The organism is Desulfovibrio sp. (assembly GCF_009712225.1).
Lineage (GTDB): Bacteria > Desulfobacterota > Desulfovibrionia > Desulfovibrionales > Desulfovibrionaceae > Desulfovibrio.
The window spans coordinates 455,028-474,716 of record NZ_WASP01000003.1; the positions used below are offsets into that span (position 1 = coordinate 455,028).

At 57.7% G+C, this 19,689-nt stretch carries 18 protein-coding genes; 10 read left to right on the forward strand and 8 right to left on the reverse strand.

The genetic code is table 11. From position 1 onward, the window contains the following. Positions 1-591 precede the first annotated feature (591 nt). A complete protein-coding gene (locus tag F8N36_RS03210; RefSeq protein ID WP_291331293.1) occupies positions 592-1,953 on the reverse strand; it encodes a sigma-54 dependent transcriptional regulator in 1,362 nt (453 codons plus the stop codon). 73 nt (positions 1,954-2,026) lie between these two features. Beyond that, positions 2,027-4,036 (reverse strand): ATP-binding protein, encoded by a 2,010-nt coding sequence (locus F8N36_RS03215; protein WP_291331294.1) that lies wholly within the window; start codon positions 4,034-4,036, stop codon positions 2,027-2,029. Between the two features lie 348 nt (positions 4,037-4,384). On the opposite strand from F8N36_RS03215, the gene F8N36_RS03220 reads away from it, so the two are divergent. From F8N36_RS03220 to F8N36_RS03230, 3 genes are all read left to right on the forward strand, one after another. After that, positions 4,385-4,564, forward strand: coding sequence for an SHOCT domain-containing protein (locus tag F8N36_RS03220; protein WP_291331295.1), 180 nt, complete (start codon positions 4,385-4,387; stop codon positions 4,562-4,564). Positions 4,565-4,602: 38 nt separating this feature from the next. Further along, positions 4,603-4,770, forward strand: coding sequence for a hypothetical protein (locus F8N36_RS03225; RefSeq protein ID WP_291331297.1), 168 nt, complete (start codon positions 4,603-4,605; stop codon positions 4,768-4,770). Positions 4,771-4,839: 69 nt separating this feature from the next. Continuing rightward, positions 4,840-5,466: a periplasmic heavy metal sensor gene (locus F8N36_RS03230; RefSeq protein ID WP_291331300.1), complete on the forward strand. Its 627-nt coding sequence runs from the start codon at positions 4,840-4,842 to the stop codon at positions 5,464-5,466. Positions 5,467-5,655: 189 nt separating this feature from the next. On the opposite strand, the gene F8N36_RS03235 is transcribed toward F8N36_RS03230, so the two are convergent. Continuing rightward, complete coding sequence (locus F8N36_RS03235; RefSeq protein WP_291331303.1) at positions 5,656-6,171, reverse strand: hypothetical protein; 516 nt, start codon at positions 6,169-6,171, stop codon at positions 5,656-5,658. A gap of 298 nt (positions 6,172-6,469) precedes the next feature. Here F8N36_RS03235 and F8N36_RS03240 point away from each other — a divergent pair, with 298 nt between their 5' ends. From F8N36_RS03240 to F8N36_RS03255, 4 genes are all read left to right on the forward strand, one after another. Then, positions 6,470-6,922, forward strand: a complete 453-nt coding sequence (locus F8N36_RS03240; protein WP_291331305.1) for a universal stress protein — start codon at positions 6,470-6,472, stop codon at positions 6,920-6,922. A gap of 180 nt (positions 6,923-7,102) precedes the next feature. Beyond that, positions 7,103-8,248, forward strand: a complete 1,146-nt coding sequence (gene hisC / locus F8N36_RS03245; RefSeq protein WP_291331307.1) for a histidinol-phosphate transaminase — start codon at positions 7,103-7,105, stop codon at positions 8,246-8,248. Continuing rightward, positions 8,245-8,940, forward strand: a complete 696-nt coding sequence (gene cmk, locus F8N36_RS03250) for a (d)CMP kinase (protein WP_291331309.1) — start codon at positions 8,245-8,247, stop codon at positions 8,938-8,940. The genes hisC and cmk overlap by 4 nt, the downstream gene beginning before the upstream one ends. Positions 8,941-9,270: 330 nt before the next feature. Beyond that, positions 9,271-9,834 carry a tetratricopeptide repeat protein gene (locus tag F8N36_RS03255; RefSeq protein ID WP_291331311.1) on the forward strand — a complete coding sequence of 188 codons (564 nt, stop codon included), beginning with the start codon at positions 9,271-9,273 and terminating at the stop codon, positions 9,832-9,834. 251 nt (positions 9,835-10,085) lie between these two features. Here F8N36_RS03255 and F8N36_RS03260 read toward each other — a convergent pair whose 3' ends face one another. Continuing rightward, a complete protein-coding gene (locus F8N36_RS03260) occupies positions 10,086-10,910 on the reverse strand; it encodes a hypothetical protein (protein ID WP_291331313.1) in 825 nt (274 codons plus the stop codon). A gap of 156 nt (positions 10,911-11,066) precedes the next feature. Here F8N36_RS03260 and F8N36_RS03265 point away from each other — a divergent pair, with 156 nt between their 5' ends. Beyond that, positions 11,067-11,480, forward strand: a complete 414-nt coding sequence (locus F8N36_RS03265; RefSeq protein WP_291331315.1) for a DMT family protein — start codon at positions 11,067-11,069, stop codon at positions 11,478-11,480. A gap of 4 nt (positions 11,481-11,484) precedes the next feature. After that, complete coding sequence (locus F8N36_RS03270) at positions 11,485-12,270, forward strand: TSUP family transporter (protein ID WP_291331317.1); 786 nt, start codon at positions 11,485-11,487, stop codon at positions 12,268-12,270. Positions 12,271-12,356: 86 nt separating this feature from the next. Here F8N36_RS03270 and F8N36_RS03275 read toward each other — a convergent pair whose 3' ends face one another. The 4 genes from F8N36_RS03275 to F8N36_RS03290 all read right to left on the reverse strand — a co-directional run bounded on the left by F8N36_RS03275 (position 12,357) and on the right by F8N36_RS03290 (position 17,706). Next, positions 12,357-14,450 carry a methyl-accepting chemotaxis protein gene (locus F8N36_RS03275; protein WP_291331318.1) on the reverse strand — a complete coding sequence of 698 codons (2,094 nt, stop codon included), beginning with the start codon at positions 14,448-14,450 and terminating at the stop codon, positions 12,357-12,359. A 324-nt stretch (positions 14,451-14,774) separates the two neighbouring features. Then, positions 14,775-15,416 carry a DNA-3-methyladenine glycosylase 2 family protein gene (locus tag F8N36_RS03280; RefSeq protein ID WP_291331319.1) on the reverse strand — a complete coding sequence of 214 codons (642 nt, stop codon included), beginning with the start codon at positions 15,414-15,416 and terminating at the stop codon, positions 14,775-14,777. A 138-nt stretch (positions 15,417-15,554) separates the two neighbouring features. Further along, complete coding sequence (locus tag F8N36_RS03285) at positions 15,555-16,940, reverse strand: PFL family protein (protein WP_291331320.1); 1,386 nt, start codon at positions 16,938-16,940, stop codon at positions 15,555-15,557. Between the two features lie 205 nt (positions 16,941-17,145). Beyond that, positions 17,146-17,706, reverse strand: coding sequence for an ACT domain-containing protein (locus F8N36_RS03290; protein WP_291331322.1), 561 nt, complete (start codon positions 17,704-17,706; stop codon positions 17,146-17,148). A gap of 386 nt (positions 17,707-18,092) precedes the next feature. Between F8N36_RS03290 and lysS the strand changes: the two genes are divergently transcribed. Next, positions 18,093-19,598, forward strand: coding sequence for a lysine--tRNA ligase (lysS, locus tag F8N36_RS03295; RefSeq protein ID WP_291331396.1), 1,506 nt, complete (start codon positions 18,093-18,095; stop codon positions 19,596-19,598). Positions 19,599-19,689: the final 91 nt, after the last annotated feature.

Here is a 19,689-nt window from a genome sequence, read left to right on the forward strand (position 1 = left end):
GCTCCGCCCCCTTCGCGGCCCCCCTTGCATCCCCCCGAAGCACCCCAAAGAGCGTTTTCGATTGCCACAAAAAGGCGAGGGCACGCGTCTTTTGCTGCGGGAGCTTCCCTCACTCGCTTCCCTCACTCGCTTCGCTCGCTCAGGTGATCTCTCTCCGCGACGCGTAAATGCCAGAGTACTCTTTTGCTTCGGGCAAAGTCTGCTTCAGCCAACTACCGCCAACAAAACTGACCGTTAAAAAAGCATTACCCCGCTTACCAACCGCTTTTGCATTTCTGCTTTTCAGCGCCCGCCATCAGAGGCAGGTCGTGGGGTCACCTTCCTTAGACTCGCCAGAGCGGAGCGCAGGCGATGGCTGGTGTTGGGCGAATTTGCAAAATACGAATTTTTCGGTCTGGCAAGGCAAAATCCTGCTTTTGAGCCCAGCGCACTCATGTACGTGAGCATCAAAAACAGGATTTTAACGCCGTCAGGCCGAAAAATTCGGTTTGCGTAAATGCGGCTGACAGATTCTTGCCCCCGAAACAAAGTCAAACTCTTTTTGCCTCTTCAGCCTTCTCCTATCCGCGCCGCCGAACTTCCCCAGCCTTTTTACTTTCCATCCCCCAGCTTGGACAGCAAGGTCTTGCGGTTGATGCCCAGCCGCCGCGCCGCTTCGCTCTTGTTGCCGCCAACCTGTGCAAGAGTATCCATAACCGCCAGACGCTCAATCTCCTCAAGCGTCATATTGGCAAAATCCAGCCGTGTGGACGCGCTGCTTTCCGCCTCCTGTCCGCCAATGGTAGGCGGCAGCTCGCGTTCGCTGATATACTCGCCCACCAGCAAAACCACCGCCCGCTCCACGGCATTTTCCAGCTCGCGCACATTGCCGGGCCACGCGTGTTTCAGCAGACGATCCATGGAAGTGGGCGTAAATCCCTTCACCGTCTTGCCGTTGCGCTCTGCAAAAATCTTCATAAAGTGCATGGCAAGCAGGGGAATATCCTCACCCCGCTCCCTCAGCGGCGGCAACTGCAAGGCCACCACATTGAGGCGGTAGTACAAGTCCTGCCGAAAGCGCCCCTCCTCTACCTCGCGGGCAAGATCCTTGTTGGTGGCGGCCAGGATGCGCACGTCCACCCGCACGGTCTGGTCACCGCCCACGCGCTGCAGCTCACGTTCCTGAATGACGCGCAGCAGTTTGACCTGCATGGAAAGGGGTATCTCGCCAATTTCATCCAGAAAAATCGTTCCCTTGTCGGCCGCAAGAAAACGCCCCTCGCGGCGTTTTTCCGCCCCGGTAAACGCGCCCTTCTCGTGCCCGAACAGCTCCGATTCCAGCAGGGTTTCTGTGAGCGCGGCGCAGTTCACCGCCACATAGGGGCCGGTACGACGGTTGCTGTTGGCGTGGATAAGCCGGGCGACTACTTCCTTGCCAGTGCCGGATTCACCCGTAACAAGCACCGTGGCCTCAGAGGGCGCAATGGCCGAAACCATCTCCAGCACCTGCCGCATGGCCGGGCTTTGCCCTATGATGTTGCGGGCGTCTATGCCCTGTGCCAGCTCATGACGCAGGGTGCGCACCTCGTGCCGCAGGTTGGCGTGGTCGAGCGCGCGCTCCAGGGCAAGTTTGAGTGCATCAAAGGCCAGAGGCTTGGTAAGATAGTCGTAGGCCCCGGCCTTCAGCGCCTCCACGGCGCTGGAAACATCTGAATATGCCGTCATGATGAGAATGGGGATAGCGGGATTGTAGGCCTTGATGGCCCGCGTGGCCTCAATGCCGCTCATGCCACCCATGCGCACGTCCATGAGAATAAGATCAAAGGGGCGCTGACGGCAGAGCTCAAGCGCCTCTTCACCGCTGGCGGCTCCGGTGGGGGCGTACTCCCACTCTTCAAGCAGGGCACGCAGCATTTCCCGGTGGTTGCGATCGTCATCCACCACCAGCAACTGTATGGCGGTATTTGCAGTCATTATATTTCCTCAAAAAGCAGCCCGGCTCATGCGCCAGCGAGTGGCGCGAGCGTCAACGGGGCTGGCAGAATCCTTATTTTTTGCCTTCTACCGGCAGGGTGAGCGTAAATTCAGCGCCCTGCCCAGCGGCATTGCCCACGCTCACACGCCCGCCGTGCCCCTCGGCAATCTGGTAAACAATGGCGAGGCCAAGTCCTGTTCCAGACGGCTTGGTGGTAAAATAAGGCGTAAAGATGGAAGCCTGAATCTCTGGCGGAATGCCCGGCCCCGTGTCGGCCACGGTTATGCTGAACATGCCGTTGGGCAGGGTGCGAGCCGAAACGCGCAGCGTTCCGCCTTGGTCCATGGCCTGAACCGCGTTGAGAAAAAGGTTCAGCAGTGCCTGGGTAAGCCTTTCGGGGCTGATATTGACAGTGGGGAAGCCGGGCTCAATTTCCTGCACCACGGCAATGCCCTTGGCCTTGATATCGGCTTCGACGAGCCTGAGAGCGCGACCAAGGATCTCGGCCAGATCAGCCTGCACGGTTTCAAACGAACCGGGACGGGCAAAATCGAGCAATTCGGAAACCACGCGGTCGAGGCGCTCAACCTCGTCGATCATGCGCTGCGCGGCTTCTTCCTCTCGCCCGCCAAGGGGCATACGACGGGCAATGTACAGGGCAACACCCTTGATGGTGCTGAGCGGATTGCGGATTTCATGCGCCACACCCGCCGCAAGATGCCCAAGAGCGGCCAACCGGTCATTGCGCTGGGCATCGACCTGCAGGCGCTTCATTTCTGTAATGTCGCGCAGCACAAAAGCATTGCCCAGCAACACGCCGTCTTCATTGCGCATGGCCGCGCCGCCAAGGCTAATCACCAGTGGCTTTGCCCCGGCGACAGCAAGCGTCGTTTCCTGTTCAAGAATACGCGCCCCACCCGCCAGCTTGTCGGCCAGCGTTGCCCATTCCAGCCCCGGCAGCTCGTCCAACGGGCTGGGGCCACGGGTATCCGGTCTCCGGTTGCTTCCCGCGCTGTCGGCCTGAGATGTAGTGGCATCGGGCGCAACAGCAGTGGCAACTTCGTGGCGTTTTTTACCAAACATGCCAAGGGCCGTATCGTTGATCATGGCAATGCGCCCGGCAGGATCGCTGATCACAAGCCCCAGAGGCAGGCTGGCCACAACCTCTGCAGCCATGGCTTGCTGGTCGCGCAAAATACGCCGCCAGCGCCGGGTGTTATGCATCCAGAACAGTGAAATAAAACCCGCCAGACCTATGGCCGCGGCCAGCGCTGCGGAAAGTAGGTTATTACGGGAATCCTGGGCAAGAGCGTCTTCAAAGGGGCGCGCGTCAAAGCCAACAAGGGCAACACCCACTACCTGACGCGGCGCTTCCGGGCCGGGGCGGCCTGCAAGCGGGCCACGGGGCGGGGGGCCATCGGGAAAGGCATCGCGCGGGTCCGGTTCGTCCGGGCCGCCCATCATGCCCATCATGCCACCGCCCATTCCTCCCATCATGCCCAGGCCGTGGGGGCCGTGCCCCATGTGTTGCCCGTGGGGCCTGCTCAGCGGGGCAAAAGCCCGAAATACCTCAAAGACCTCTTGCCCGTCGCGATTGCGAACCCGCCACATGGGCCGGTCTGAAACCAGGGGCAGCGGCGGAATCTCCTGCGCCTGCACCACAATGGAGGGAGTGCCTGAATCACCCGAAAAATCTGAGGGGGCACCTGGAGGCGGCGGATTATCACCGCTTTGGGCCAAAATGGCACCGTTGGTGTCGGTAACGGCCATATAGAGAATACCGGGCTGCCGGGCTGTTTCCGACAGCAGAGGCCGCAGTCCAAGCACAGCGCCGGGGCTGAGGCGCAGCCCGGTACGGGTTCCGGCCTCAAGCGCCCAGATAAGAGCCTCAGCCCTGTCTGTAAGGTTATGGATCATAAAGGCCCGCTCGCGCTGGTTGCTGCGAACGGAAAGCCCCGCCAGGATGAGCCCGAGAATAAGGGCCACCCCCAGCAGCATCCAGGGCGAAAGCCCCATGCCCGACAAACGGCGGGACAAACGGCGGGTCATACGACGGAATGATGAAGAACGGGAAAGATTCATGGCAGGATCCTTAACGGCGCATCATCATAATTATGTATTTTTTACTCACTGCGCAAGCCCCCCGGTAAAAATTGGATAGCCCAATACGAGTCTGAGTAAAAAACGGACACTTTTCTATTACCCCACCACTGGCCCTTTTTCGCTAAAATTAAAATAAATAAATAATTTCATAGTATTACTATTTTTTGCAGCACTTGGCACGCCCTTTGCCTATACAGTTGCAAATGGCGCTGAACAAAACGCAGCAACCATCAGAAAAATAAACAACAACTGACGGCGCAACGTCATTTAGAGGAAACTGATATGTATGGCTGCGATATAGGAAGCGTAATGGGATGGGGAAACGGCATGACTCACCTTATATTCATGATCCTGATCGTTTCCCTTGCGGTTGTTTTTATCAGCAGAATAATGTCGCAACAAAAAAAGAACATGGACAGCACAGATTCCCTGTCCATACTTAAAAGACGACTCGTCTCGGGTGAAATCACGCTTGAGGAATACGAGAAACTCAAAAATGCCATCTGAGTGGCAAGGCCACGGATGACAACCGTCGAGGAGAATGTATGAGCACCCCCAAACTTGCCCTGATCTTTGCTTCACTGGCTCTGGCCCTTGCCTGGGCTGTAACAACCCCCGCCGCCAACGCGGCTGAAATACAGCCGCAGTCATCCTGGTGCGGCGGACAGCAGTCGGGCCCGCATGGCCCCCACGGGTACGGTTCCGGCCATTAATACACCCTGACAGTAGTGATCAGGCACAAACAGCAATCAAATTCATTCAAAACATAAAGGACACACATCATGAAGACTTCCAAGTTCGTCACCTCTGGCGCGGCTCTTACTCTTGCTATCTTTCTTGGTATCGCGGGCGTTGCTTCTGCCCAAAACGGCGATGGCCGTGGCCCCGCCAACATGGGCCCCGGAACGGGCATGGGTATGGGCATGGGACCCGGCATGGGCATGGGCATGACCAGTGAACAGATGACCGCCATGCAGCAGATCCATCAGAGCTTTGCAGAAAAAATGCAGCCCACCCTCCAGCAGCACCATATCAAGATGGCCGAGCTGAACAACCTCGCCGCCGCTGGCGTGAAGCCCGACGATGCTCGCGTCAAGGCCGCCCAGAAGGACCTGCGCGAAATCGACGCCAAGCTGTATTCCGCCCGCGCTGAAATGCTCAAGCAGATGTCTGACAAGGGTATCCCCTTCATGGGCGGTCACGGCATGGGCATGGGCCGGGGTATGGGTCACGGCATGGGGCATGGCATGGGCCACGGCATGATGGGCAACGGCATGATGGGCAACGGCGGCTGCCCCGGCATGGCTGGCATGACCGGCATGGCTGGCATGACCGGCATGGCTGGCATGACCGGCATGGATGGCTCCACAGGCAACGCCGCTCAGGCTGTCACCACCGGCAACAAGTAAGCACACACTTCCCCGGTGCGGCCAACTGCCAGGCCCGCGCCACAACGCCCCCGCAGCCTTGAGGTTACGGGGGCGTTTCTGCATGATGGCTGTAAAACGAAAAAACCGCCCGCTCCTGAAAAGCAGACGGCCTTGCCATTAACAAAAACCGCCGCGAAACCCTGATCTCGCGGCGGTTTTTTCTGGCGGCTAGCTGTTGTAGTCGCCCCTGTTAAACTTGAACTTTTCCGTCGCGGTCATCACGTCAAGCTCGTTGACCAGTGAATCAAGACCTTCATTCTGGCCGCGCACAGCAGCAGTGTTGGTCTTGAGTGCAGAAACCTGCCCGTCTATTCCCTGCAAGAGAGAATAGGCTTCGCGCAGTGATCCACTCTGCCCCGACGAGCCCAGGGCATTAACGTATGAATCCCACATATCCAGAGTACCAGAAGCCTGACTGAAGGCGCTTTGAATAACGTCTTCATCAATATCGGTCGATTCAGTCTGGGTGGTGCCCAGCATCATCTGGCTGATCATCGAAGCCTGCGAGGCCTGACCCGATGCAGAAGTGGGAAACGCTGAAGTTGCGACGGCATTTTCAAGGCCCAACTGTTCGGTCAGGGCCGCCTCAAAACCACTCCCCTGCGCTGATTGCGCACGGGATGTACTTGAGGTTTGGCTCTGCTGACGTAACAGCGCCTCAAGTTGATCGTTGGTAACTTTCATGTCGCCTCCAGGGTTGGCGTACTGCCGTTGCAGAAAATGTGCAAAAAACCTGCCACAACAGCACACTGCCGTAACAGACTGATTTTTCACAGCCCAGGCCAAAGCTGCGGGAAAAAATTTCCCTGCCCCTTTGCGGCGTTAGGCAAAATGTCTTGTCTATTGTGATGAAAAAAACTACCATTTAATCTAGGTGAAGGCAAAGGATAAGGCTGCAACACCATAATTACCACCCCTCTGCCAGCCCCCCATTCAGCCGGTCCGTTTATCAATCTGCCATCGAGGGGAACAGGAGTTTGCCATGAAGGAAATCAAGAAGATTCTTTGCGCGGTAGACCTTTCCGAACACAGCAAGGAAGTTGCCGAATACGCGGTGCTTCTTGCAAAGGGCCTCAAGGCCAGCGTGCTTGTTGTGTACACCGCCCCTTCCCTGAGCCAGTATGTGGGCTTCCACGTGCCGCCCAATACTATTGAAAACTTTGTGGGCGAAATTGTCACCGGCGCGGAAAAGTCCATGGAATCATTTGTGGCCGAAAACTTTGTGGGCGTCGAAGCCAAGGGGCAGGTGCTCATTGGCTATGCGGCAGAAGAAATTCTTAACCGCGCCCGCGAAGAAAAGGCTGAACTCATTGTCATGGGTACCCACGGACGCAAGGGCATCGACCGTATTCTGTTCGGTTCCGTTGCCGAAAAGGTCGTCAAGAACGCCGATATGCCCGTGCTGACGGTACGCCCCACCGAGGCGGCCGAATAGCACGCCAACCCCGACAGCGCACAGCCGCGCAACACACTGTTTTTTATCTTTTTTCAGCCAACAAGCCGTTGCAATGCAGCGGCTTGTTGGCTGAAACATATTAGTGTAAACAACCAAGCCATATTGCGCTCAAGCGCTGCCCTGAAGCTTCGCCCGCCGGGCGATACTGGTGGAGAAACCATGTCCGAGATCAGTGTGCGCCAGGAGATCATGGCCCTCAAGGCCTATGTTCCCGGCCTTTCCATTGCCGAAATCCAGGATAAGTACAACCTGCCCCAGGTCATCAAGATGGCCAGCAATGAAAACCCGCTTGGCATGCCGCCTCTGGCCCGCGAGGCCGTGGTGCGCCATGCGGCCGGGGCGTTTCGTTATCCGCAGGGGGGCAACCCCAGGCTGGCAAAGGCACTGGCCCGGCGACACGGCGTGGACGAACGCCGCGTTGTCATTGGCAACGGCTCGGACGAAATCATTGATCTGCTCATCCGCATTCTGGCAGTGCCCGGCACGCACAACATTGTGTGCTTCAACCCCTGTTTCAGCATCTACCCCATTCAGGGACGTATCTGCGGCATCGAAATACGGCGACAACCCCTTGAAAAGGATTTTTCGTTCGACTTTGCCGCACTGCTGGATCTTGTGGATGCAAACACACGCATTGTTTTTGTGACCACGCCAGACAATCCATCTGGCTACTGTCCGCCCCGCAAGGCTGTGGAAGACCTGGCCCGCGATCTGGCGCAGAAGGCCCCCGACTGCCTGCTGGTGGTGGACGAAGCCTATGTGGATTTTGCCGACGACGAAAAGGCGGCATCCATGATGGCGGACGGCATCATGCCGCACAACACGGCGTTTATGCGCACGTTTTCCAAGAGCCTTGGCCTTGCGGGCATGCGCGTGGGCTACGGCATTTTGCCCGACCACCTGGCCGATTATCTCTGGCGTGCGCGGCTGCCTTTTTCTGTCAATATTCTGGCAGAAGAAGCGGCTCTTGCTGCGCTGGAAGACCAGACATTTTATGATGCCACGCTTCAGGCCGTGCGCACTGGCCGCAAAGAGCTCTCTGACGGTTTGACCGCCCTGGGCTGCAAGGTATGGCCGAGCCAGGCAAACTTTTTGATGTTCGGCATGCCAGAGGGTGCGCCCACCGCTGCGGAATGTTTTGAGAACCTGCTCGCGCGGGGCATCATCATTCGTCCGCTCAAGAGCTACAGCCTGCCCGACCTGCTGCGCGTAAGCATTGGCAACGAGCAGGAAAACAGGGCCTTTCTTGCCGCCATGGCAGAAGTACTGGGGGCAAAGCCGGCCAAAGGCGGAGCAAAAGCATGAGCGCCAGACTGCCCGTAGTAACACTGGACGGCCCCGCAGGCGTGGGCAAGACCACCCTTGCGCGGCGCGTGGCCGAAGGCCTGGGCCTTTCCTACCTCGATACCGGTGCAATGTTTCGCTGCATGGCGCTCAAATTGGGTGCGGGTGCAGAAACCCTGCCCGAGGAAGAACTGCGCAGCCGTTGCGCGCAGTGGAAGTTTACCCTTTCGGGTTTTGGTCAGCAGTCCACCCTGTTCTGCAACGGCGAAGCCGTACGGGGCGAGGTGCGCACCGAGGCCGTGGGCATGCTTGCGGCCCGCATAGCCACCGTGCCCGTGGTACGCGAAATTCTGCGCGCCACACAGCGGGCCATTGGCGAGCAGTCGCCGCTGGTGGCCGAGGGCCGCGACATGGGAACCGTGGTTTTTCCCGAAGCACGCTTCAAGTTTTTTCTTGATGCCGCGCCAGAGGTACGAGCCATGCGTCGCCTGCACGACCTTGAAGCACGCGGGCAGAACGCCGACCTTGCAACCCTCACCGAGCAGATCCGCCAGCGCGATGCCCTTGACCGCAACCGTGCGGTGGCCCCGCTGCGCCCGGCGCAGGATTCGCTGATTATTGACACCTCGCACCTGGATATTGAAGGCGTGCTGGGCGTCATGCTGCACCACATAAATGTACATGGCGGAACGCAGAGCCTGCGCACCGCCTGATAATACCAGCCACCCATCATCTCAGGCCGGACCGTTTACACGGTTCGGCCTTTTTTTCTGCCGCCTGCCTGACCTCGTGCATCATTGCGCCGTGCGGCAAGATTTGCCTGCAGGGAAAATCCTGCCTCCAAACCGGCCCTGCCTGCCAAGGCTTTGGCACTTTGCAGGCCCACCGGGGCTTCTACGCCGCGCAAATTTTGCAATTTAGCCAATCACTGGGCTGAATTTATTGCACTCTTTTACTATTGGCACGCTCAGTGCATATAACTGGACAAGTCAGTGGCGCATACAGCGCTCGACCACAAACCAGCCTCAGTTGGGGAGGATACCATGAGCAATCAACTGGATTACGAAATCAATAAGGAATTGGGCGAGTGCTACCTTTTCATGGGTGACTTTGACAAGGCCGAAGAATACTACCGCAAGGCCGCCAGCAGCAACTCGCAGAGCGCGGCTCCCTTCCTGGGACTGGCCACTGTGGCCGTGCAGCGCTCCGACCTGGACAAGGCGCTGGTGCTGTACCAGAAGGCCGCCGCTGTGGAAGAAACCGACAAGGCTCTGTGCGGCATAGGTCTTGTGTACATGGAACAGGGCGAACACCAGCTGGCCTTTGACCACTTTGCCCTTGCCCTGAAGAAATCCAGGGAAAACATTGTGGCCCTGAACTGCCTTGTTCGCGAATCTTACCAGCTTGGCTGCGTTGAAAACGCGCTGCCCTATCTGGAAGACACCCTGAAGGCTGGCGTTGAAGCCGAGGCCGTGCGCGTTACCCTGGCTGGCTGCCTGATTTATCTGGGCCGCGCCGAAGAAGCCCGTCAGCACCTTGAAACGGTGCTGGGCGCCAACCCCACCAATATCAACGCCAAAGAACTTTTTGACACCATGGCTGCCTAAGTCTGCCGAGCAGACTGTAGCCTGTACATACTCCCCTCCCCACATGATTTTCCGGCCCCTGGCAGGTGTCGGTGGCCGGAAAATCATTCCATGAGGGAAGCCACGCGCCGCTGCCGCCATGGTTTGCCACTGGCAACCAGGCCCGGCGGCACGGAGCGACGGAAAAACCCCTGAAGCGATTCAGGGGTTTTTATGTTTGCGGCCGTATGCGCCACAATTACGGCGGCACGCCCGTGCCGCCGTCTTCAGGCCTAAAGCCTGTCGCGTATTTCATCGTAGCTTTCACGCAGTTTGACAACCTGCGGTTCGTTCAGGGCTTGCGTGCCGTAACGCGCCACTGCGCACATGAACAGCAGGGCTTCTTCTGCATCAGACATGCTGTTGCAGACGATGTCGTAGTATTCGGTCTTGTTGGCGGGGTCTATTTTTTTGGCGCTTTCTGCCGCCTGCCGAAAGGTTTTGATAAAGACCTCGCACCGCTCGTGGCGGTGTATACGCCGCCCAAAAACCGGCAGCAGCGGTGTTTCGGTCAAGGTTCCGGCAAGCACCCCTTCCACTTCTCTGACCAGCGCCTGCCCGGCCTCTGAGCTTCGCGCGTTGAGCGCGGGCACGTCACACAGGCATTCGCGCACCACCAAGCGTACATCAGCTATGGTAAGCCGGTGCTCTCGCGATTTTTTCAGTTCTTCCATCAACAGAAGAAACATGCGCTCCCGGTGGTACACCTGAGCGGCTTTTTTCTGTTTTTGCAGTTCCTTGCGCTGCTCGCGCATTTCGTCGTTCTGCATCTTGACTGTCACGATGATGCCCGCAAAGGCCAGACCGGAAAACAGCGTGTTGAGCACGCCAAACGAATCGCCAAACGTACCCGATTTGCTGAAATCATTCACAGTAAGAACAAGCATCAGGGCCGATGCGGCCCAGATAATTGTGACCAGCAGGGCTGCCTTGAGAAACAGCGACCACGTAACCCTGTCGGGTGTGGATTCTGCCCCGTTGGCATGACCATGCGACCCGTTGGCCGAATTCATTTTTTCGCTGTCAGCATCCTTAGCGCGCGGAGAGCGTGCCGCCATATGTAATCCTCCATGGTGACTGCGGCGTATGGTAGCGCCACAACCACAACATAGCCTCAAGCCCCGGCCTGCGCAAACCGGGGGCACAGGTCGGACGCGTTTGCCCCGGGCGCAGCCAGAGATGTTGACGAGCCAGACAGCAGCAGATAAGTGAATATGCTCCTGTGCAACCTCTTCCGGCCTGCCAAGCGCCTGCCCTTGCGACCGCCCACGGATTCCATCATGCAGATTCCTGTTCCTGTGAGTACTGTAGGATTACTGTTCTGCTCCAATCTTTTTATGACCTTTGCATGGTACGGCCACCTGCGGTACAGAAGCACGGCCCTGCCCATTGTTATCATCGCAAGCTGGGCCATTGCTTTCTTTGAATACGTCTTGCAGGTTCCTGCCAACAGGATAGGCTACGGCTATTTTTCTGCCGCAGAACTGAAAACCATTCAGGAAGTTATTTCGCTGACCGTCTTCATGGGGTTTTCGGCGTTCTGGCTGCATGAACCGCTGAAATGGAACCATCTGGTGGGCTTTGGGCTTATCGTGTTTGCAGCATGGGTTATATTCAAGGAGTGGTAGCGCGATGGATCTTGATTTCAGCCTGCTCACCTACGCCGTCGGCCTGGCTGCCGCATTTGGCGGCGGATTCATAGATTCCATTGCTGGCGGCGGCGGCCTTGTGACCATGCCCGCCCTGCTGCTCTGCGGCGTACCGCCGCACCAGTCGCTCGGCACCAACAAGGTCAGCGCCTGCCTTGGAACCTGTGTGGCCCTTGGCAACTTTGCGCGCAGTAACCTGGTGTTGTGGCGTGTGGCGCTCGCGGGCATCGTTTTTTCGCTTCTGGGATCATGGGCGGGCTCACGTCTGGCCCTGCTGCTTGACGCGGCGGTGCTGGGCAAAGTGCTGGTTGCCCTGCTGCCCATTGGCATGTGCGCCACACTGCTGCCGAAAAAGGAACACAAGCAAACGCCCCTGCCGCACTCCGGCCCGCGCTTCTGGATTCCCGTTGCCTTTGTCTGCCTTGTGATGGGCGGATACGACGGCTTTTTTGGCCCCGGTACCGGCAGCTTTCTGATTCTTGCCTTTCACTGGTTTTTGCGCATGGGACTTATGGAAGCATCGGCCACATCCAAGGTGCTCAACCTTGCCTCAAACTTTGCGGGAGCGGTTGTTTTCATCCTTAACGGCGTTGTGGTGTGGAGCCTGGCCCTGCCCATGGCGGCGGCCTGCTGTCTCGGCAACTGGCTGGGCAGCCGCATGGCCATACGCATCGGGCCCGCGGCGGTGCGCCGGTTTTTGACCGTATCGCTCAGTCTGCTGCTGGTTACCCTGGTGTGGCAGTATTTTCTCGCACCTACCCTGCGCTAGGTTGCGGTCCTCACACCCTTTCCATAAAAGCGAACTCCCCGGAATGTAACATTCCGGGGAGTTTTTATGTATTGGGCAGTTGCGGGTTAGCCGCGCTTCATTTCTGCAATCAGCTCACTCATGCGCTCTGCCTGACGGGCCAGCTCATTCACGGCGCGAGTGGCCTCGCCCATGGCCTGTGCCGTCTGTCCAGACATTTCGTTGACGCGCACGATAGACTCGTTGATCTCTTCGCTGGCTGCCGACTGCTGTTCACTGGCCGTGGCAATGGCGCGCACCTGATCGGCCGAGGCCTCGACCTTGCTCACAATTTCCTGCAAGGCATCACCAGACTGTTGAGCCAGATCGGTGGCGGTTTCAACCTCGACGAGGGCCTTTTCCATGGCCTGCACGCTCTGCCCCGCGCTGCCCTGAATGGCTGCAATGGCATTGCCCACATCGTTGGTGGAGGCCATGGTCTTTTCGGCCAGCTTGCGCACCTCGTCGGCCACCACGGCAAACCCGCGCCCGGCTTCACCAGCGCGTGCGGCCTCGATGGCAGCGTTGAGGGCCAGCAGGTTGGTCTGGTCGGCGATGTCCGAGATCACGTTCATGATCTGGGTAATTGCCTGTGCATGCTGGTTGAGCGTGGCCATGTCGTTTTTGAGCGCCATGGAAACCTTGTGCACCTGACCGATGCTCTGCAGGGATTTTTTCACTATGCCTGCGCCGCTTTCTGCATTGGCGCGGGTTTCGGCAGAAACGGCCGAGGCAGAAGAAGCATTGCGGGCCACTTCCTGCACTGTGGCGTTCATTTCATTCATGGCGGTGGCGGCTTCGGCCAGACGCTGTGAAGATTCCAGGGCGCTCCTGTCCGACTGCTCGATCTGCGCCGCAAGCTCGGTCGATGCGGCAGAAATGACGCTCACCACTTCTTCCAGCTGGCCAGCGGCGGCAAGCATGCCTTCACGCTTGGCGCTTTCGGCCTGACGGGCGGCTTCTTCCGCTCTGGCGGTGGCTTTTTCCGCTTCTTCTGTGGCCTGCTGGGCGGCCTGTGTTTTGTTCTCGCTTTCGTTCAGCAGATGCCGGATGCTCTCAACCATGCGGCGCATGCCCGCCGCAAGCGTGCTGAACTCATCTCCACGCTTTTCGGCAGCGTCAAACAGGGCGCGTTCCTTGTCATTGGTTTGCAGACGCCCGCCAGCAACAGCCTCGGCCACGCCAGAGATGCCACCAAGCATGCGCACAATGCCATGTGCGGAAATAAAAATCATGGTTCCCACAATAAGAGCGCAAACCAGGGTGAGCAGGCTGGCGTTGGTCAGCAGATCACTGATAGGCTTGAATATTTCGCCCCGGTCAAACTCCACGCAAATGATCCAGCCTTCGTGGGGCAGCGCCTTGTAATACAGGCCCTTACTTTCACCCTTGTCATTCACAAAACGGGTGCGGCCATCCTTTTCCTTGAGCAGCTGCGCCACCTGGGGCAGCTTGCTGTCGTCACGACCAAGTGTAGAGCTGTCTGGATGCAGAACAACGTGCCCGCTCATGTCGTACACATACACCAGGCCCTTTTGGCCAACCTTGATCTTGTCGGTGGTATTTTTGCTCAGAAGCTTGTTGTCTATGCCTGCTACGAGTACTGCCACTGTTTTGTTGTTCAGTATCAGAGGCATGGAAATAATGGTGGCGAGCTTGCCGGTAGTCGGGCTTTTGAGACCCACTACGCTGGGTTGGCCATCCTTGCTTTTCTGAAAATATTCGCGGTCAGAAAAATCGTCGCCGATGAACTTGCTTGGGCCTTGCTGGTCTTCCAGACGGTGCCCAAGAACCTTGCCGTCAACAGCGATTATTCCTGCATGGTAGACGGTCTCATTGCTGGTTACAAAGGATTCGAGGGCACGGTCTGATCTGGCGAACAGCGAACCTTCAAATGCCTCTTGTCTGCCCTGCGCGTAGGCCTCTACCTGATCCTTGATGCGCTGGTTTTCGGTCATGGTTTTCAGGCCCTGTTCAAGCCCGCTAAAAACAGCGTCCAGGCCAATGCTCTGACATTCGAGCAGTGCGCCCATGTCGGTAGCAATCTGCTCCCGCAGCATTTCTTCGGACATCTTGTAGCAAACCCCGGCCACAAGCATAAGCCCGACAATAGCGGGAGTCAGGATGGACAATCCCATCCTGGCTAGCAATCCAATTTTCATCACAACCCCTTTTGTGCGGCGTCAACGCACGTATGCTCTAAAGCTCTTCCCCTTTTGAAAATATAAACAACTTCAGCAGGCTCTGCGGACTCTACTGATCCGCCTACTTTATCGGCAGACATTCAGACTTCTATATATCAATTATACTTATTTTCACAAGTCATTAATAGAAAGATACTAGGAATACTTATCATATGATTTCAGTATGGTGTGCCCATTCCATGCCCATCAGCGCTTCTGATATCAGATATCCATGCAAAAAGATGTACGATTCGATGCCATTATGGAACCCCATACAAATCCGTATACATGAATATGCAGCCCTTATGACTTTGCGGCGGGATCATTTAAATCTGGCAGAGCTCCGCCTGCCACGGCCCACAAATACAGGCTGGCCACAGAACCATAGGGGCTGAAACGACGCCGGTACATCTCAAACCGCTCGCGGCTCACAACCTTGTGACGGTAGACCATGCGCAGGCCCCTGATAATGGCCAGATCACCAAAACTGAAAACATCTGGACGCTGAAGAGAAAAAAGCATGAGCATTTCCGCCGTCCAGACCCCAACCCCATCAAGTTTGCACAGCGCCATACTTACGCTCCCGTCGTCCATGTGCCGCAGGGTCTCCACATCCAGCTCGCCCTGCAACACCTTGCGGGCAGCACCCTTCATGTAGCCCACCTTGCGGAAGGAAAGCCCCAGCCGCTGCAGGGCTTCTGTCTCCATGCCGTCCACGGTAGCGGGGGTAACCCGGCCAAGGGCCTGCACCAGACGCCCCCAGATCGTTTGTTGAGCCTTGGTGGCTATCTGCTGCCCCACTATGGAGTGCATGAGGGCATCAAACAGGTCTGGTCGAACCTCGCGCCTGATGGGGCCGATGCGCTCAATCACGCTGGCCAGGCGCTTGTCCTTGCGGGCAAGGTAGTCGGTTTCCTTAGCTCCGTAGGCAAAATACTGGGGCATGAGGCCTCCTTCACAAAAGATTCAGCTGTAACCCTAGCGCAGAGCTGGCAATAAAAAAAGCCGCTGACGCGGCGTGGCAGACATAAAAAACGGCGCGAAACCCAAAGGATTTCGCGCCGCAAAGTGGTGCAGTAAGGACTAGTTCTTGAGGCTGTGGATGGGGGCAGGAATGCGCCCGCCAAGCCCGATGAAGTCGGTCGCATCGCCCTTGGGCACGGCCATAATGGCCGCCTTGCCCAGCAGGCCGCCAAAAGAAACCTCTTCGCCCACGCCCTTGCCGGGAACGGGAATGAGGCGCACGGCCGTGGTCTTGGTATTGATGACGCCAATGGCCATTTCGTCGGCAATGATGCCAGAGATGGTCGAAGCGGGCGTATCGCCGGGAATGGCTATCATGTCCAGGCCCACGGAGCACACGCTGGTCATGGCTTCGAGCTTTTCAAGGCTGAGCAGACCAGAGGTGGCGGCAGCCTCGATGCTGGAGTCTTCCGACACCGGAATGAACGCGCCGGAAAGGCCGCCCACAGAGGAAGAAGCAAAGGCACCGCCCTTCTTGACGGCATCGTTCAGCATGGCCAGCACGGCCGTAGTGCCGGGTGCGCCGATGCTCGAAAGGCCCATGCTCTGGAAAATTTCGCCCACAGAGTCGCCAACCGCGGGGGTGGGTGCCAGCGAGAGGTCGGCCACGCCAAAGGGCAGACCCAGACGGGTGGCAACTTCGGTACCGATCATTTCGCCCACGCGCGTAACCTTGTAGGCGGTACGCTTGATCACTTCGGCCATGTCCAGCAGGGTCAGAGGGCCGCCCTTGCCGTTGTGACCAGCCTCGCGGGCGCGGTCCAGGGCTTTTTTGACCACACCGGGGCCGGAAACGCCCACGTTGATGACCACATCGGGCTCGCCAACGCCAAGATAGGCGCCAGCCATGAAAGGAACATCCTGCGGAATGTTGGCAAAAACTACCAGCTTGGCGCAGCCAAGACCGCCACGGTCGGCGGTGGCATCGGCAACCTTGAGGATCTGCTGACCCATCAGGGCCACGGCGTCCATGTTGATGCCGCTGCGCGACGAGGCAACGTTGATGGAGGAGCAGATGCGGTCGGTTTCGGCCAGAGCCTGGGGCAATGCTTCAATAAGGGCGCGGTCGCCGTTGGCAAAGCCCTTTTCGACCAGGGCAGAAAAACCGCCCAGAAAATCGACGCCCGCTTCCTTGGCGGCTTCGTCAAGGGCCTTGCACACGCGCACCATGCCGTCGGGACCAAAGGGAGCGCCCACCACGGCAATGGGGCTGACGCTGATGCGCTTGTTCACCACGGGGATGCCGTACTTGTCGCCCACTTCGTTGCAGACGCGCACGAGCTGCGAGGCGTAACGGTTCAGCTTGGCCTTGACGTTGGCGGTAAAAAGCTCGAGGTCGTGGCTTACGCAGTCAAACAGGCTCACGCCGAGGGTGACGGTGCGCACGTCAAGATGCTCGTTGCGGAGCATGTTCAACGTGCTGATAACTTCGCGTTCTGAAAGCATGGAGGTCTTCCTGTATTTTCGGTCAGCTGCGGTCGCATGGCTGCGCTGTCCGGAAGGCGGTTTGTTCCCCGGCGCAATGACTGCGGCCAGGAATTGTGCATCTGGTCAAACCCGGTACGGCTGGTGCTCGACCCAACCGGGCTGTTGCCGCTGCGGCACATCGGTTCCGCGTTGCGCTGGTTGGTGCTGCCGCTACGGTATGTTCCTAAAAGGAATTGACCCGGTGCACGGCCTCAAAAATGTCGCGGTGCTGGGCGCTCACGCGCAGGCCGCTCTTCTGGCCTTCGCAATCAAGTTCGCGGCGCAAACGGCCCATGTCAACGCTGTTGGGAACCATGACCTCAAAAACAAAAAGCGCATGGTTGGTGCCACCCTCGCCCAGAATGGCCTTGAGGCTTTCGATGTTGACGCCGTGGCGCGCAAAAACGCGGCTCATGGCGGCGATCAGGCCGGGCTTGTCCGGGCCGTCTGCGGTAACCACAAAGGGTTCGCAGTGCAGGTCTGTGCCCCACTGGCCCTTGATGGCGGGGCGCACCAGAACGGAAAGATCCACCTTGGAGGCTTCAAGACCGGCGCTCAGCTTGGCGCGCAGACTTTCGGCATCGGTTTCGGGGGCGGCAACCACAAATATGGCCGCAAATTCGCCAGAAAGAATCGTCTGGGTCACTTCCTCGATGTTGCAGCCGCTTTCTTCAAGAATTCGGCTTACAGAGGCCACCACACCGGGGCAGTCGCGCCCCAGAAAGGAGGCTGTAAATTTTTGCATGACACTGTCCTTGAAAAAGCCACCAGCAGAATACTGGCGGCGGTTGTATCGTGTAAAAGAATTTTATACACGCAAACAGGGCAAAACTTCAAGTGGGCGAAGGAGCAGAATTTGCGCCTGCACTGCGCCTCTGCGGCCAAATAATTGAGATACCTGGGTGGGGTAATTTCTGCATTCAGCAAAGAAATGCTCTACGCGTATCTGCAACAGGCCATGTACGTGGCATGAGAGGCAATCTTGACGCCTATGCGCTAATGGCATACCGTAACGCTCCTTTCAGGTATGGGCCATTCAGGAGTCGTTAAGTGGATAATCGGGAAAAGAAAAACAGCAAGCCTGCCGTCAAGTTGGGTACAAAGTCGCAGCATGCGGGCTATTTTATGCCCATGCTGGAAAGTTTCGCCGCGCGCGAAGGTCTCAACGAAGTTGTAAAAAACCGCGTTGTCAAATCGTGCGATCTTTTGGACGCGGGCGTACCGCTTTTTCCCAACGACTTCCGCAAGGAACACGACGTCGCCTGGGTGCTGGACAAATTTGGCGAGCTTGAAGGCGAAGCCCTGGACAGCCAGGAAGACGTCTTCGCCATCGCGGGCCGCATAGTCTCCCTGCGTTCGTTCGGCAAGGTGGCCTTCTTCCATATTATGGACCAGAGTGGCCGCATCCAGTGCTATGCCTCGCGCGAGCACATGGACGAAGCCGGCTACATGGTGGTCAAAAAGCTCGATATCGGCGACATCGTGGGCGTTTCAGGCCACCTGTTCCGCACCAAGACGGGCGAACTCACCATTGCCTGCTGCAAAATCAAGCTAATTACGCGCTCCATGCGCCCCCTGCCCGAAAAATACCACGGGCTTACAGACATGGAAACGCGCTACCGCCAGCGCTACGTTGACCTTATCGTCACGCCCCGCGCGCGCGAAATTTTCTTTAAGCGCAGCCTGATCGTGCGCGAGTTTCGCCGTTTTATGGAAGACCACGGATTCATGGAAGTGGAAACACCCATGATGCAGCCCCTTGCGGGCGGCGCTGCGGCCAAGCCCTTTAAAACGCACCACAACGCGCTTGATCTGCCCCTGTTTTTGCGCATTGCGCCAGAGCTGTACCTCAAGCGCCTGCTTGTGGGCGGCTTTGAAAAGGTGTTTGAGCTCAACCGCAACTTCCGCAACGAAGGTATCGACACGCGCCACAACCCTGAATTCACCATGTGTGAATTTTACTGGGCCTACGCCACGTTTGAAGACCTCATGGACTTTACGGAACAGCTTTTTGCCCACATTGCCATGGCTGCCTGCGGCACCACCGTTGTGCCTTATCAGGGCGAGATGATTGACCTCACGCCCGGCAAGTGGACACGACTCAGCTTTTACGATTCGCTTACTCAGATCGGTGGGCACTCGCCGGAATTTTATAATGACTATGGCAAGGTCAAGGCCTACATCCGCTCGCGCGGTGAAAAGGCCGCCGACAGCGAAAGCCTGCAAAAGCTGCACGCCAAACTTTTTGATCTGGATGTGGAAGGCAAGCTTGTTCAGCCCCATTTTATTTATCACTACCCCACGGAAATTTCGCCGCTCTCGCGCCGTAACGACGAGCACCCCGAACTGACCGACCGCTTTGAGCTGTTTATGACGGGTCGCGAACTTTCCAATGCTTTTTCTGAGCTCAACGACCCTGTTGACCAGCGTCTGCGCTTTGAAGACCAGGTGCGTGAACGCGATGCTGGCGACGACGAAGCCCACAGCATGGACCAGGACTACCTGCGCGCCCTCGAATACGGCATGCCCCCGGCAGCAGGCCAGGGCATTGGCATCGACCGACTGGTGATGCTGCTGACCGACTGCGCTTCCATCCGCGAGGTCATTCTCTTCCCGCTGTTGCGGCCTGAGGTATAGCCACAGTCGGCAATATACAGCCACCCGCGAGTTACAATAACACAAGAAGCGCTGCCCTGGGGCAGCGCTTCTTTTTTTAAACAGCAACTAT

Coding starts and splice junctions, on each gene's coding strand:
- F8N36_RS03240 (WP_291331305.1), top strand. CDS start 6,470: ATGAAGGAAATCAAGAAGATTCTTTGCGCGGTAGACCTTTCCGAACAC.
- lysS (WP_291331396.1), top strand. CDS start 18,093: ATGCTGGAAAGTTTCGCCGCGCGCGAAGGTCTCAACGAAGTTGTAAAA.
- F8N36_RS03270 (WP_291331317.1), top strand. CDS start 11,485: ATGGATCTTGATTTCAGCCTGCTCACCTACGCCGTCGGCCTGGCTGCC.
- cmk (WP_291331309.1), top strand. CDS start 8,245: ATGAGCGCCAGACTGCCCGTAGTAACACTGGACGGCCCCGCAGGCGTG.
- F8N36_RS03280 (WP_291331319.1), bottom strand. CDS start 15,416: ATGCCCCAGTATTTTGCCTACGGAGCTAAGGAAACCGACTACCTTGCC.
- F8N36_RS03230 (WP_291331300.1), top strand. CDS start 4,840: ATGAAGACTTCCAAGTTCGTCACCTCTGGCGCGGCTCTTACTCTTGCT.
- F8N36_RS03290 (WP_291331322.1), bottom strand. CDS start 17,706: ATGCAAAAATTTACAGCCTCCTTTCTGGGGCGCGACTGCCCCGGTGTG.
- hisC (WP_291331307.1), top strand. CDS start 7,103: ATGTCCGAGATCAGTGTGCGCCAGGAGATCATGGCCCTCAAGGCCTAT.
- F8N36_RS03275 (WP_291331318.1), bottom strand. CDS start 14,450: ATGAAAATTGGATTGCTAGCCAGGATGGGATTGTCCATCCTGACTCCC.
- F8N36_RS03260 (WP_291331313.1), bottom strand. CDS start 10,910: ATGGCGGCACGCTCTCCGCGCGCTAAGGATGCTGACAGCGAAAAAATG.
- F8N36_RS03215 (WP_291331294.1), bottom strand. CDS start 4,036: ATGAATCTTTCCCGTTCTTCATCATTCCGTCGTATGACCCGCCGTTTG.
- F8N36_RS03265 (WP_291331315.1), top strand. CDS start 11,067: ATGCTCCTGTGCAACCTCTTCCGGCCTGCCAAGCGCCTGCCCTTGCGA.
- F8N36_RS03225 (WP_291331297.1), top strand. CDS start 4,603: ATGAGCACCCCCAAACTTGCCCTGATCTTTGCTTCACTGGCTCTGGCC.
- F8N36_RS03235 (WP_291331303.1), bottom strand. CDS start 6,171: ATGAAAGTTACCAACGATCAACTTGAGGCGCTGTTACGTCAGCAGAGC.
- F8N36_RS03285 (WP_291331320.1), bottom strand. CDS start 16,940: ATGCTTTCAGAACGCGAAGTTATCAGCACGTTGAACATGCTCCGCAAC.
- F8N36_RS03210 (WP_291331293.1), bottom strand. CDS start 1,953: ATGACTGCAAATACCGCCATACAGTTGCTGGTGGTGGATGACGATCGC.
- F8N36_RS03255 (WP_291331311.1), top strand. CDS start 9,271: ATGAGCAATCAACTGGATTACGAAATCAATAAGGAATTGGGCGAGTGC.
- F8N36_RS03220 (WP_291331295.1), top strand. CDS start 4,385: ATGACTCACCTTATATTCATGATCCTGATCGTTTCCCTTGCGGTTGTT.